This is a genomic window from Nonomuraea sp. NPDC050556 (genome assembly GCF_044457355.1).
Taxonomy (GTDB): Bacteria; Actinomycetota; Actinomycetes; order Streptosporangiales; family Streptosporangiaceae; genus Nonomuraea.
The window spans coordinates 174,079-188,279 of the sequence record NZ_JBITGU010000005.1; the positions used below are offsets into that span (position 1 = coordinate 174,079).

Consider the following 14,201-nt stretch of genomic DNA (forward strand, 5'->3'; position numbering starts at 1 on the left):
GATCAAGAGCAGCAGTCTGTTATCTTCCTCCCGCTTACATCCCTTTTACCTGCATTTGAGGTTTTCGTGAGATTGGTGCGCGGAGGATCCGCCGCCGCGGCAGGGACGCTGTTGCTGGCTCTGCTTCAGGCCGTTCCGATCCCCATGGGATCACCATCAGCTGCTGCGGCAGCGGCCACCGATGTACCAACGGTCGCGGTCACCGAGAGCGAAGCGCGTGTCCTGGCGCGACGCTCCGGGCGTGAGGTGGAGGTGGAGGCCTACCGGAGCGAAACGAGCGAGGTGTTCGTCAATCCGGACGGGTCGCTCAGCCAGGTTCAGCACACCAACCCGGTCCGCACCCGGCAAAACGGCAAATGGGTCAAGGTCGACCCGACTCTGATCGTGGACGAGCTGGGGCGTATCAGGCCCAAGGCAACCACACTCGACATGACCCTGTCCGGTGGCGGCCACGAACCACTGGCCATCTTGAAGAACGCTGGCAAGCAGATGACTCTGGGCTGGAAGGGCGAACTGCCCCACCCCACGCTCGAGGGCGACACCGCCACCTACGCCGAGGTGCTGCCCGGCGTGGACCTGCAGGCCCGCTCCACCGTGGACGGCTTCTCCCACGTGCTGGTCGTCAAGACCCGTGAGGCCGCCGCCAACCCCGCACTGGCCACCCTGCGCTACAGTCTGCAGGCGCCCGGTATATCGGTGAAGGACACCGATGGCAGCGCCCAGGTGCAGTTCGTCGACCAGGCCTCCGGCGGCACAGTCTTCGAGGCACCCACTCCCACCATGTGGGACTCCTCCACCTCTGAGACCATTGCCCAGGCCACCGAGCAGACTCAAGCCAACCCGCTCAGCCGCAGTGCAACCAGCACGGAGTCCCCTGAAGCGGGCACGGCCACCAGCATCGATGACCCAGCCGATGCGCAGGCCGAGCTGATCGCCTCGGCGATGGGGCCGGGTGAAGCGTCCAAGGTCGCCGACCTGCCGATGAGCGTGCAGGACAACCAGATGGCGTTGGTTCCCGACCAGACGCTGCTGGCCGCTGCCGACACCCAATACCCCGTCTACATCGACCCGCTCCTCGGGTCAACCAAGGCGACGAAATGGGCGGTAACCGACTTGTGGGAGCAGGACGCTGCCCTTCCGCAGTTCAACGGGTGGGCCAATCAAGGGGTGGGCGCCTGCGACTCCGCGTTGCCCAAATGCACCTACCCCGGGCACATGCGGCGCATGCACTTCCTATTCCCGGTGACCGCCTATCTGGGTAAGCGGATCCTGTCCGCTCAGCTACAGGTCTACAACTCCTACTCCACCGAGTGTGAGCCCGACCGGTTCGTGGATGTGTGGTGGACCAACACCTTCGACGCGAGCCTCACCTGGAAGAAGCAGGCCGTCGCCGGGTGGTGGAAGCAGAAACTGGACACCCAGGGCTCCAACTACGGCGGTGGTAAGAAGTGCCCTGGCAAGAACATGGAGTTCGACGTCACCGCCGGCGTGAAGGGGGCTGTGACCGCCAAGTTGTCGACGATGGGAATCGGCCTGCGTGCCACCAACGAGAGCAACACCATGGCGCACAAGTGGTTCTCCGACGACGCCTACCTGCGCATCAACTACAACTCTCCGCCCAACCAGCCTGATCAGAAGCAGTTGTCGATGACGCCCGGTGGTGCCTGCGTCTACCCTGCCACGACGATCAGCAGTGCCACCCCTCAGCTGTCGGCGGTCTTGACTGATCCCGACGGGACCGCCGAGCAGATCAGGGCGGTGTTTGGCGTCGCCTGGGATGCCGGTGACGGAGGCGGCAACAAGACTCGCTGGACGTCGGGTTACACCAAGCCCGCGGCCAGCGGCTCGGTGTTCCGGGTAACCATCCCGGCGGCGGTAGCGCTCCCCAAGAACACGGTGATCAGCTGGTACGTCACCGCCTACGACGCCCTCGATGCGAGCCCACCCAGCTACGACGGCGACAAGCAGACCTCGTGCTACTTCATCGTGGACACCACGATTCCGGTGGCGCCGACGGTGACCTCAAGCGACTACCCCGCCATCGACCCGGACAACGCAGAGGACCCCAACAATCAACCGCACGGGGGCGTGGGCAAACCGGGCACGTTCACTATCCAGCCCGCCTCCGCCAGCAACGCGGCCAAGTACTGGGTCGCGGTCAACGCCGACCCTACGGCCAATGACAGCTACCCGGCCCCGACTGGCGACGGCCCGCTCACACTCTCTCTCACACCCACCCAGGTCGGGCCGAACGTGGTGCGTGTCAAGGCCATCAGTGCAGCCGGGGTGGGGAGCGAGATCAGCGAATACATGTTCAACGTCGGACCCGGCAGCGCCGCGGTGGCCCAGTGGAAGATGGATGAGATCAGCGGCTCGCAATTGGCCGACGCGGCCGGATCTTTCCCGGCTACCGTCAAGGGCGGCGCTACGCTCGGCCAGCCTGGGGTCGACGGCCAGGCCCTCACGTTGAACGGCACTGACGGGCACGCCGTGTTCAACGGCTCGGTCGTCGATGCCACCAAGAGCTTCACCGTGGCTGGCTGGGCCAAACTCGACACCCTCACCCAGCACGGCGTCATGATCAGCGGGCAGGGCAGCCGGGTCATCGGCTGGCGGATCGGCTTCCGCTACGACACCAAGCAGTGGTTCATGTCGATGACCAGTAGCGACACCGACGCCCCCACCTATCCCGAAATCCGCTCCACCGGGCCTGCCCAGGCTGGGGTATGGACCCACGTGGCCGGCGTCTACGACGCAACAGCCAAGAAGATGCGCCTGTACGTCAACGGCATCAAGCAGAGCGAAATATCTCAGACCTCCACCTGGAGCCCGGCACTGGCCACCGTGATCGGCAACGGCAAATGGAGGGGCAGCATCTACGACTGGTGGCGTGGCCAGCTCGATGACATCCGCGCCTACAACCGCGTCGTCAGCGATGAGGAGATGGGCCAGCTGGCCAATACCACCCCGGTGCTGACCGGCCGCTGGAAGCTCAACACCGCCACCGACACCACCCCGAAAACCAGCCCCGACGACTCCACCAACGCCCGCCACCTGCAACTAGGTGACACCGCGGCCATCACCCCCAATGATCCCATCGTCGGCACCGGATCCCTGACCCTGAACGGCAGCGCCAACAGCTGGGCCGCCACCAGCACGCCCCCCATCACCACCACCGGCAACTTCACCCTGGCCGGGTGGGCCAGCATCCCGGCCAACCCCACCACCGACATGACCGTTTTCAGCACCGACGGCACCACCAACGGCGCCTTCGCCCTGCGCTACATCAAACCCGCCGCCGCCGGAGCCACCGGCACCTGGCGGGCAGACATGTACGACAAGGACGCCACCGGCTCGATCGTTAAGAGCGCCGTGCACACCGGCTACCAACCCGGCCAACCCCAGCACCTGGCCATCACCTACGACGCAGGAACCAGCCGGCTCAGCCTGTACGTCGACGGACGGCTCGACCAGCCCAACGGCACCTGCTCCGGCTCGGTCAACTGCGCCGCCCCCACCTTCACCACCACCAGAGGCCTGCAACTCGGCCGCTCCAAAACCGCCGGCCAGTGGGGCCAATACTTCTCCGGCGCCATCGACGACCTCTGGACCTACCAAACCACCAGCTCCGCCACACAGATCCAGCAACTGGGCAACCCCACCGAACAAGGCACCTACCCGCCCGCCCCCAAGAAGGCCTGGCTGGAGTTCAACGAGACCGACGGCACCACCGCAGCCGACAGCAGCGGCAACGACAACACCGCCACGCTGATGGGCGGCGTCACCTGGCTGCAGGAGAACGCAGCGGTCGGCACCGCGATCACACTGAACGGCACCGACGGCTACGCCCAAACCCAAGGCCCGGTCATAGACACCAACGCCAGCTTCACCGTGGCAGCCTGGGCCAAACTTCCCTCCAACGGCCAAACAGCCACCGTCATCAGCCAGGACGGCACCCGCAGAAGCGGCATGCTGCTGCAATATTCCGAACCCGCCAAGAAATGGGCCTTCACCCTGCCAGCCGCCGACACCGACACCGCCGCAACCGGACAAGTGCTATCGCTCGAGCCCGCCAAGCTGAATGAATGGGTGCACCTGACCGGCATCTACGACGCCACCAGCCGCAAGATCATCCTCTACGTCAACGCCCAACCCCAGGGCTCGACCACCGTCAGCCCCGCATGGAAGGCGAGCGGACCATTGGCCGTCGGCCGCGGCCAACTCAACGCCGCCCCGGCAGACTTCTGGCCTGGAGGCATCGACGAACCGCAGGTCTACCAGGGCATCGTGGAAGAAGCCAACATCCAACGGCTCTACGCCGAAGGAGGAGAAGCCGCCAACCCCTAGAATCCGACTCTCAGCCCCGGCTCGGATACAGATAGTTACACCCCACCCCTAACCATTCGTTAGAGGGTGGGGTGCGGCATAGATGGGGCTTGCAATGATCGCTGGCCCAAGGTTCTGGCCGAGGGTTGAGCGCCCACGCCGAGGAGCTGACCATGACACCGAGCGGGTCGATCGGCCCCTGGCTGTCATGGTCAACCGCGCGTCACTTCCGTCCCGCGTTCCTTCGCGGCCATCACGGATGGCTGCACGGATCGCTACTCCTGCTGAACCTCGAGCCGAGCTCTGCCAGCGTCTTGTGCATTGACCCCGGCGGCATGGAGCGGATGGACTCTGCACCTGCCGAAAAATACATCAATGCAGTTCAAGCGGCACGGATGTACCCATGGAGGATTCCTCTCAGCTGGCTGCCCGTCAGCGGATGGTTAGGTTGACGATGCAGTCGCCAACCCGTCGAGCTGCCAGCAGTGCTTCAGAATCCATCGTGGAGCGTGCCCGAGTCGGCTTGACTCAGGAAAGATTCGCAAACAGACATGGCACACCCCAAGTCCTACCGCCGAGATACCCTTTGAAGTGCCTCGGCTCCCACAGATCCTACGACTCAAACTAACAAAGTCGGACGGTTAATTCTGTGTAGGCGCCGTCCGGTTGCTCGGGGGTTGCTCTTCGGCATCCGATACAGCATGACCCCTAATGCCATTCTTAGACATTTCGATGAGTGACATTGGCGCTCAGGATGGTACATTGAAATATAGATTGGCACATCCCAGCATTTATGCTGCGGACTTTTAATCCGTAGGTTCCGGGTTCGAGCCCCGGGCGCCCTACCCCGACGAACTGGGCAGACTCCCCCATCTTCATGATCGGGAAGCCTGCCCAGTTGGATTTCCAGTTGCAGTTGTGGGTTCTCCGTTGCTGCTACTCGTCCCACAGCGCGCGGCCCATTCGTGCAGCCGCGTCGGTGGCGAAGGTTTCCGTGATGTGGGTGTATCGCTTGGTTGTCGTGAGTTGCGAATGGCCGAGGACGGCCTGGACGACTCTGATGTCCGTGCCTTGCTCCAGGAGCAGCGTCGCTGCTGTGTGGCGGGCGTCGTGAACACGTGCGTCCTTGTCGACTTCCGCGAGGCGCAGGATGGATTTCCAGTCGTCTCCGGCATCGATGGGGCTTCCATTCGGGCGGCACCAGAAGAGGTCCCAGTCCTGCAACTTCTCCCCCGCCGCTGCCCTCTCGCTGAGTTGCGCGGCGTGCTGGGCCTTGAGAACGACCGTCAGCGGCAGGGGCAGGCTGATCGTTCGTTTGCCTTTGCCCTTGGGTTTGGCGAAGGTCCAGCCGCCTTGTCGCTGCGGGCAGGAGGGGGCGTGCTTCGCGCAGTCAGAGGCACAGAATGACGGGCACTTGCCCTCATACTTGGTGCAGTTCGTACGGCACTTGATCTTGCAGATGTGGCGTCGGCCTGAGGTCCCTTTCACTTTGGGGCAGTCCTTCGGACATGGGTAGCGGTGGAGCCTGGCACGCATTTACGGGGGTCGTCGCAGCCGTGTTGGTAACGCTGGTGCTTGATCTGCCAGAAGACGCGGACGGTGCCCAAAGACGTCGAGCTGATCGCCACACGCGGCAGGCGCGGTCGCGCCGTACCAGGCTGAGCGTCGGAGTGCACGCGCATCGCGCGGAAGACCGGGCGAGCGCGAAAAAGGTCAGCAGTCGGGCTCCGGGCACCGGCCCGGCTCTTACGCCTTGAGGGCTACGGCGGGGCCGGCACCGCGCCAGCCGTACCCGCGCCAAGGTTCGCACGGGCAGCGCGCTGTAACGCCGAACGGGCCGGGCACCGCACCGGGCGCACCGCCCTACCGAATCGTTTCGGAGCCGGATCAGATGGAACCCACGAACATCACCCACGGGGACACGGCCACGCTACGCGGGAGGCCTACAGGCCTCGCCGATGATCAAGTCTATTGTCCCCCTGGATGATCTTCCCCGTCCGATCCTGCGCCACTGAAAGATTCGCCCTATACGAGATGGGCCTGGCCTCCATCGTCATCGCCATGACAAACTGCTAACGTGCGCAAACCCGGCCAAAAATACGAGGATGTCGTCTTATCCCGGCAGGAGCCGCGCCGATGGGGTATGGCCATATTTCTCGCGATCGCAGCTGTGGTGATGACGTGGGGCGCAGTCCATAGACGCGGTTTAGATATGAGCGTTCTGACCGCCTTAGCCCACGGGCTCAATGTCCTGACCTACTGCATCTCCCCGCGCCACCTGCCACGCTGGTGTCAAGAGCCAGCCTTTCACTACATCAACTGGCTCGCCATCACGTTTTGCTGGTTCGCCGTTCTCGCACCCGAGCTGCCACTCGCAATATGCGTCGGGCTCTCGGCATTCCTGGTTGTAATGATCAACACTATTCATCGACGCCGAGCCGATCAGGAGGCACGAGAAGCCGCCGAACTGCGAGCCCTGGAAATCCAGTGGGCCAGGGAAGATAGTGATCGCGATGGGACAAGTCGATGACCGCGAGCAGACCGGGCTACCGAGTCCGGGATATTTCCGGGCCCGAAATCGCCCTGACGCCAGGTGATCCTGTATCTGTCCAGGTCAACCACTATGGGTGGATCAGAGATCAGATCCGCTTTTGATCCGTAGGTTCCGGGTTTGAGGCCTGGGCACCTTACCCCGCCACACCCCATTTGACCCGATGGTTCTGGGAGTAGAAGTCGCGAGTTCGTGCTCCTCGTCACATCTATGACTGTCGGCGTACGTGGGATATGCCCGGTTTGGCGCACCAGGCTCACATCGCCGAAATCGGACACGCAACGCCAGACCTATGTGAAGTCCACAAGAGCACGAAAGGGCGTGGCGCGCGCGACTTGACCGCATACCCATCCAAGCATTCATGAAGCCGTATTCGGCCGAGGTCTCCTCTGCGGGAAGCGCCGTCTTGTCCTGCTTTCCTGGCGCATTCTTCGGGTCGGCCAGGCTGCTCACAACGTGCTCGTCTTCATCAGGTGGGCGTGTGTGCTCGGCGCTCTTCTCCACGATCGATCGAAGATGCGTTCGTTGTTGGAGGCGGTACACGGCGGCCACCCAATCATGACCTGGCCACTCAACGGGCCCACCTGCAGTGGCTACAAGTCAGTATCGGCCTTCGTGAGCCCAACGATTCTCTTCTGCGTTCCACGGCCGCCATGATCAGGCTCCGGCGGAGTAAAGCGAAGCGTTCATAGTCAGAACGTGGATGCCGCCCGCTCCAGTAGCCGCCACGCAGGCGCCTTCCACACTGCTGGTTCTCTGGTGCAGGTACGGCTTTGCGCCGTCTGCGAAGGCGTCGTCCTTGGAACCAGCTGAGAACAGCGATGCCGACCGCGCGCAGAGGAACGACACGACCCACCAGCCTGGGTACCACGGCTGGAACGAGCCTCCAACGGCTTCAACAGCCACGCCGAGGACCGCGATCACCACAGCCAGGGCTACGGCGACATAAGGGCGAATTCCCGCAATCTGGATATCAGCGACCTTGACGTCGAGGGTGATCAGTTCGCCGATACCCGGCCCCGCTTCCGAATCCATCGCGGTATGGATGATGGCGGTGGCCGACGACATTTCACACTCTCCCGGCGAAGGGTCCCGAGCCAGAGGCTATTGGATTTTGGGTCTAGGAGAGGTGCGAGGTCCGTGAGACGTTGCGCCCATGCAGCGTGGAATGGCGCGAATCGTCTCGTCGGTGGCCGCGGTTCTGCTGGCCGGAGCCGTCGTGGTCGCGCCCGAGCCGATCCCGGCGCGGGCCGACACAGGATCGGCGTCCTGCACCGAGTCCGCCATCACCTGGGCTGTGGACTACACGACCGCCGACACCGTCTACGGCGTCGTGATGACGGCCGTGAATCTCAGGCGGGTCGAGGGCGGGGCCAGCGCGGACGCCACCTCCCAGACCTGGGAGCTGCGCTGGGACAACCTGCCCGGCGCCTACCCACCGGCGGGGACGAACCCGCCGTCGTTCGGCTCGGTGCAGGGGCCGCTGACCCCGTCGGGGATCGGCCGTCCCATCCCCACGTACCTCTCGCCCAGGTTCTTGACGCCGGACGGCGCCTGCACGGTCTACCTGTCGCCCTTCGCCAACATCGGCGCGGTCGCCTCGGCGCCGGCGGTGGCGGTGCTCGGTGACGACCTGGTACACCAGCTCAACGACTCCAACCGGAACCAGACCGCCCTGCAGGGCCATCTCGAGAGCAGCCTGACCGGGCTGGGTGTCCGCAGCGAGATCGAGGGCCACCTGGGGGCGCGATGGTCGCCCACCGCGGGCAGTTCGGGGCTGGCGAAGGCGAACTCGTATCTGCTCGACGAGTTCCGCGGCCTGCTCGAGCACGACATCGACGGCGTGGTGGTGGCGCTCGGCGTGAACGACGCCCTCTACATCGCCGCCGGCGCCGACGCGGCCGCGCGGGACGCCCGCCGCGACGAGGTGTACAACGCCGCGATCGCGGTCGCGGGCGAGCTGTCCAGGGTCGGTTGCTTCACCCTGGTCACCGCGCCGGAGAACGCCAGCACCCTCGATCCCGACTACGCCTGGGCCGCTCTGCAGGTCAACAACCTGTTCCGCTTCCTCACCGCGCTCGGCACCGCCACCGACGCGGGCGAGCTGGTCGATTTCGGCACCGAGGCCAAGAACCACAAGCCCACCGACGCCGTCCCGTGGTTCGGCGCCGACGGCGTGCACCTGGCGGGCGCGGGCCTGGATGCCTACACCGGCGCCCTCACCCGGGCAGCGCAGCGCTGCGCCGACAGCGTGGTGCTGTGGGGCGCACCCGGCACGCTCGACGACCCCTTCGTCACCGGCCGGAGCGTCATGCCCGCGGGCCAGGCCTTCAACACCAGGGCCGTCGCGGGCTGGGACTTCGGACCGAGCAGGGCCGCGCACTTCTCGACCGTCACCGCCGACGGGACGATCTTCTTCATGACCGGCGGCACGGGCGGCAACGTCTTCGCGGCGAACGGCGAGGGCATGCAGCTGTCGGCGTTCAACCCCGACGCCCGAACCTTCGCGAACATCCCGATCAAGACCGACCGCAACGTCACCGTGCCCCGGGCGCCCTGCCCCGACGACCTGATCGTCAACGGCGCGGTCATCGCCAGATGGACCTGGTGCGACACCGATCCCAACGTGAGCGGCGAGCTGTTCGGGATGGGCGGCTGGGTCGGCGACGTGGCCACCCTGCACGGTGGGAATGCCGTCGCTTTCACCGGCTACCAGTCGTACCTGAAGCAGGACGTGGTGACTCAGGGGGTGTACCCGGCGTTCGGCGTCGTGTCCCGGGGCGTCAACGGGGCCTGGCAGGTGGTCGAGGGGCCCGACGGCAACGGCGACGGCCTCCCCGACTGGCGCAACGCCTGGTCGCCGACCGAGCTGTACGACGCCACCGTGGCAGCCGCCGTACCGTCAGGACCCGACGCCGTCGAGCAGGCCAAGGCGCTCGCCGACTCCATCTGCCCGCTGTCCGTGACCGACCTGCACAACGTGCCGACACGCGACTGCGGATCCTGGGTGAACGAGATCGCGGTGCTCCCGCAGTCGCACGACGTGGTCGTCGCCCACTACGGCACAGGCAAGCTCAGCGTCATCGACGTCAGCGAACCCGGACCTGGCGGCCGGATCACCGCCCGCATCACCGCGGTCTACGACCTGCCCGACATCCAGAACCCCGCAGACCCGTCGAAGATGATCACGCCCGCGCCCCGGGAGGTGCAGGCCGACCCCAGCAGCACCCTGGGGGACGAGCGCTTCGGCCTTCAGTCCGACTTCGCCCCTGGCCTCATCGAGTTCAGCTACAACGCCAACGCCGCCGCGCCCGCCGACCGGATACGCCCGGTGTCGGCGCCGGTGCTCAGCGGGGAGCGCTGGACCCCGCCGCTGAGCACCACGCAGGAGTACGTCGGCTACGGCCAGTTCCACTACGACCAGGCGGGCAACCTGTGGGTGCCGACCACCGTGGGCACCACGGGCCTTGGCGTGAAGATCTACGCCAAGACCGCGAACGGCCGGAAGATCACCCGCGCCGAGTGCCTCGAGTACGTCAACGGCCAGCCCAAACCCATCCAGTCCTACGTCGCCCAGGCCTCCGGTACGCGCCCGGCCTGGGGCAAGACCTGCCTGCCCGACTTCAACATCTCCCAGCCGCGGATCCTGGGCCCGATCTACGGCCTGGAGGAGGACCCCACCACCCACGACATCGTCCTGACCGACTGGGCGCACGGCATCACCACGGTGGTCCGTTCCTCCGGCAGCGGGACCGCCATGACCTTCCAGGTCGGCAACATCACCGACCCCATGACCAAACGAACCTCCGCCGACCCGGTGACGGTCTCGACCCCCTGCTCCCCCCTGAGCCCGGGTGACTCCCCGACCGGGCCCTGCACCCGGGGCGCCTACCTGGGCGAGATGCAGGGCCCCGTCGACGCGAAGGGCCGCCTCTGGATCGCGGTGCAGCAGTTCGTCCCCGGCCCCATCGGCACCGCGTCACGCCAGATGCACATGCGCCGCCTCGACCAGTGGATCTACTCCGTCGACATCAGCCGCCTGCTCGGCCGGGAGCCCACGCAGCTCACCGCCCGCTCGGGCCAGGCCACCGTCGTCCAGGCCGAGCAGGTCAGGACCATGGCCACCGTCCAGACCCCCGGCACCACCGCGGTCACCGAGGTCAGATCCACGGCACCGGTACGGCCATGCATGCACCGTATGACGGTCTACGGCCCCCAGACGTGCACCGACCCGGTCACCGGGATCGCCGGCGGCGGCTATGCGCTGGGTGACGACGCGGGAGTGGCGCAGGGAATGACGGCTGAGTACCGCGTCGTCGTCCCCAAGGCCGGCACGTACACGCTCACCTACCGGGCGACGGACCGGGGAGCCGCAGGAGCTCAGAACCTGGAGCTGACCGTTAACGGAGCCACCCACACCACCGAGATCACCAGTGGGGACAGCCCGCCGTACGCCTCCATGAAGGACCACGTCCTGTCCACGCCCATCACCCTGCCCGCCGGGGTTCACACCGTACGGATCACCGCCCCTCAGGGCGGCTGGGAACTCGACTGGATCAGGTTCGCCCGGACCTGAGCGGTAACTGCGGGGCTTGACCGGGTCAGGTATACGACCTACGTTAACGATATTCATCCGAGTGCACTTAGGATGAACCTCTTCGCCATAGGGCAAATAATGAACGGCTTGGCGATCCGCAATGCGGCGAGAGGGTCGCTGTTCGAGCGACAACGCTCCAGGCGGGCAAGGCCTGCCACCCACCGACCAACACTCACCGGGACGAACCCATCGTGACGCGAACCTCCATCACCCGCATGTCCACGACGATGCTCCTGAGTGGCGCACTGGCTCTCGCCGCGTGCTCCGGCGCCGAACCCACCCCGCCCTCGGCCGCAGCGACCCGACCGTCCAACGACGCGACCGTCGTGCGGGCCAAAGATCTGTGCGACTACCTTCAGGGCCGGCTACCGGTCCTGCGTGCGATCGGTTCGGAGGTGGGCAGGATGGGCAACCTCACCGTCAACCTCTACTCCTGGTACGAGAAACAGGGGGCCGTCCCCACCGGAGCCCAGATCGACACCCAAACCCAGAAGGAATGCCCAGACACCCGGGCAGAGCTACTCAAGATCTCCGGCATGCAAAGCTTCGCAACGCTCTGAACACGACGACAACGTGGCACCACAGACGTACTCGCCGCGGTGAGGCCCTCCGGGTACCTGCGCTCCCCCTTCTCGCAGAACTCGTTCGCAACGAGAGCGGGCGAATTCCATCCTGACGGGCGGTACCTGGTTCACCCCTTCGGGTGAGGCCGGACCGATTCCACCTGGCTAGCTTCGAGATTGTGCTTTTCCCACGTCTCCGTACTTCTCAGCCTCGTCGGCTGGACAGCCCCGGCCTATGCCGGTGACCAGGAGCTGATCGACGGGTCGTCCTCCCACGTTCGAGATGGCCGACCCCGCGCTACACCAAGATCACCTCACGCTCACCGAGCTAGACCCTCGCGCCCGCACGAAACGAGGTCATCATGACTGCTTCCCCCACGCGATCCAGATCAACTACTGCCGAAGTCACGTGGTTCTTCGCGATCGCCGTTCTGCTGTGTTTCGCGTTGTCCGTTCCCATGGTCTTCCGGCTCGTCCCGACGGACCTCTACAACCTGATCACCCCGATCATGCAACAGACCCCGATGCTCGCAGCGATCATCATGTGGCTCGTCCGGCGCCCCGGAACGTTCCGCGAGACGTTCGCCATCAGGTGGCGCGGCACACCCAAGTGGGCCGCCATCGGCATCGGCCTCATCGCTGCGATCGCCGCGATCCAGACCGCCATCGCACTGGCATCGGGGATCTGGCCGCTCAACCCGCTTGACCAGATCATCACGGCGACCATGTGGCTCGTTCCGGTCTTCCTCATGCAGTCGGTCTTCGCCATCGGCGAGGAGTTCGGCTGGCGCGGATGGCTGGCGACGCGCGCCGCGTCGTGGGGATTCTGGCGGCTGGCCCTTGTCAGCGGTCTGGTCTGGATCGTCTGGCACCTGCCGGTCCTCGCCGTCATCGGCGACAAACCACTCTGGGACATCGTCATCTACTACGCGGGCATGCTGCCCTGGGCGCCGCTGCTGCTCGCACTTCGCTGGCGGTCAGGGAGTGTCTGGCCCGCGGTCCTGACGCACGGAGCGATCAACAGCGTCCGGGTGTACCTGCTGCAATCCGTCCCCAACGCAACGGATCACCTGCTCATCGAAGTGCTCGGCTGGGTACTCACCCTCGCCGCTGCCATGTGGCTGATGCGCCCGAGCCGTACGCAGCTCGTCCCCGGGTCTAGTTGAAGGTTAGGTTGATCTCTCGCTTGAGTTTGGCGCTATCCCATTGCGTAAGCCGCCCAATTCGTGGGCGTGAACAGGCTTGGTCATCTCACTCAGGTGCTCGTGGATGTTCTTGTCGGCGCTCGATGATCGCGGCCGGGCGTCGGCGGAATCCACCTCACGCTGGGCATCACAAACGGGAGCGAGGTAGACCCGCCAGCTAACGGCTTCGACCTCGCCTGGAATTGGCGAGGACAGATCCGGCCCGTTCCCCCTACTTTGGGATTCATGGACGAAGCGGAGGCCAGCGGGCATCTGTGGCGTCACGACGTAGAGCATCGTGGCACCGCGGAACAAGATCGAGAAGCCCTCAGCGCCCTGGTCGACTACGACGCCGACCCCTTCGAGGTGGAACTCCTTGAGCAAGCCTCCGACCCGCAGATCCGGCTTATCGATCAGGTGCAGCGGTCCTATGAAGGTCAGTATCGCCGCCGTCTGCGTCGCCTACGCGACAGGAAAGCCCACCGGGACGCCTCGCCCTAGCTCTGGTTGCGCATCACGCGGTGGGCCCACCAGGTGGTAGTTGCGCACGCCAGAGGCCAATGCGCCTAATCCACGCCCTCCTCGTCGGGTGGCAGGAGGCCGCATGCGTGGTCGATGTCTCCGCTTGCGATCATGTCTTGTACAGCATCGATCATCGACGCGAAGCCCGGTTCGCGGATGATGATGAGATCCGTACAGTAGAAATATCGGCCGTTCAGAGACTCGCCTGACTTCTGCCAGCGATCCATGATCTCGCCGACGACCTCAAGCGTCATGAACGTCGCCGACCGACGAGTGCCATCCGGCAGCCTGATGATTGCATCAGCTTGATCCGCCGTCTCAGGGGCATAGCCTTTCCAACGAGGAATCATCATCTCGAATCCCGGGTCGCTGATGCGATAGAACGCCCCGTCGATCTCCATCACGTTGCCCACTCTGTCAGGGGTGCGTGGTGGTGCAACAGTAGGCCATCACGGTTG

9 protein-coding genes are annotated in these 14,201 nt (G+C 65.2%); 6 read left to right on the forward strand and 3 right to left on the reverse strand.

Annotated elements, in window-relative coordinates; all coding sequences use genetic code 11:
* The first annotated feature begins 66 nt into the window (after positions 1 to 66).
* Complete coding sequence (locus ACIBG8_RS43035; RefSeq protein WP_397349031.1) at positions 67 to 4,347, forward strand: LamG-like jellyroll fold domain-containing protein; 4,281 nt, start codon at positions 67 to 69, stop codon at positions 4,345 to 4,347.
* Between the two features lie 915 nt (positions 4,348 to 5,262).
* Here ACIBG8_RS43035 and ACIBG8_RS43040 read toward each other — a convergent pair.
* Entirely contained in the window at positions 5,263 to 5,814 is a 552-nt protein-coding gene (locus ACIBG8_RS43040) for a tyrosine-type recombinase/integrase (RefSeq protein WP_397349032.1), read from the reverse strand.
* 589 nt (positions 5,815 to 6,403) lie between these two features.
* Here ACIBG8_RS43040 and ACIBG8_RS43045 point away from each other — a divergent pair.
* Entirely contained in the window at positions 6,404 to 6,856 is a 453-nt protein-coding gene (locus tag ACIBG8_RS43045; RefSeq protein ID WP_397349033.1) for a hypothetical protein, read from the forward strand.
* Between the two features lie 678 nt (positions 6,857 to 7,534).
* Here the strand turns inward: ACIBG8_RS43045 and ACIBG8_RS43050 are convergent.
* Positions 7,535 to 7,945 (reverse strand): hypothetical protein, encoded by a 411-nt coding sequence (locus tag ACIBG8_RS43050; protein ID WP_397349034.1) that lies wholly within the window; start codon positions 7,943 to 7,945, stop codon positions 7,535 to 7,537.
* A gap of 100 nt (positions 7,946 to 8,045) precedes the next feature.
* Here ACIBG8_RS43050 and ACIBG8_RS43055 point away from each other — a divergent pair, with 100 nt between their 5' ends.
* From ACIBG8_RS43055 to ACIBG8_RS43070, 4 genes are all read left to right on the forward strand, one after another.
* Positions 8,046 to 11,453: a carbohydrate-binding protein gene (locus ACIBG8_RS43055; protein ID WP_397349035.1), complete on the forward strand. Its 3,408-nt coding sequence runs from the start codon at positions 8,046 to 8,048 to the stop codon at positions 11,451 to 11,453.
* Between the two features lie 212 nt (positions 11,454 to 11,665).
* Complete coding sequence (locus ACIBG8_RS43060) at positions 11,666 to 12,034, forward strand: hypothetical protein (protein ID WP_397349036.1); 369 nt, start codon at positions 11,666 to 11,668, stop codon at positions 12,032 to 12,034.
* Positions 12,035 to 12,399: 365 nt separating this feature from the next.
* A complete protein-coding gene (locus tag ACIBG8_RS43065; RefSeq protein ID WP_397349037.1) occupies positions 12,400 to 13,203 on the forward strand; it encodes a lysostaphin resistance A-like protein in 804 nt (267 codons plus the stop codon).
* A 264-nt stretch (positions 13,204 to 13,467) separates the two neighbouring features.
* Positions 13,468 to 13,722, forward strand: coding sequence for a hypothetical protein (locus ACIBG8_RS43070; RefSeq protein ID WP_397349038.1), 255 nt, complete (start codon positions 13,468 to 13,470; stop codon positions 13,720 to 13,722).
* Between the two features lie 65 nt (positions 13,723 to 13,787).
* Here ACIBG8_RS43070 and ACIBG8_RS43075 read toward each other — a convergent pair whose 3' ends face one another.
* On the reverse strand, positions 13,788 to 14,147 hold the full coding sequence (locus ACIBG8_RS43075) for a hypothetical protein (RefSeq protein WP_397349039.1): 360 nt from the start codon (positions 14,145 to 14,147) through the stop codon (positions 13,788 to 13,790).
* Between the last annotated feature and the right edge of the window lie 54 nt (positions 14,148 to 14,201).

Excerpts from the sequence above, each read along its gene's own strand:
- ACIBG8_RS43050 (WP_397349034.1), bottom strand. The coding sequence starts at position 7,945 with ATGTCGTCGGCCACCGCCATCATCCATACCGCGATGGATTCGGAAGCG.
- ACIBG8_RS43055 (WP_397349035.1), top strand. The coding sequence starts at position 8,046 with ATGGCGCGAATCGTCTCGTCGGTGGCCGCGGTTCTGCTGGCCGGAGCC.
- ACIBG8_RS43065 (WP_397349037.1), top strand. The coding sequence starts at position 12,400 with ATGACTGCTTCCCCCACGCGATCCAGATCAACTACTGCCGAAGTCACG.
- ACIBG8_RS43070 (WP_397349038.1), top strand. The coding sequence starts at position 13,468 with ATGGACGAAGCGGAGGCCAGCGGGCATCTGTGGCGTCACGACGTAGAG.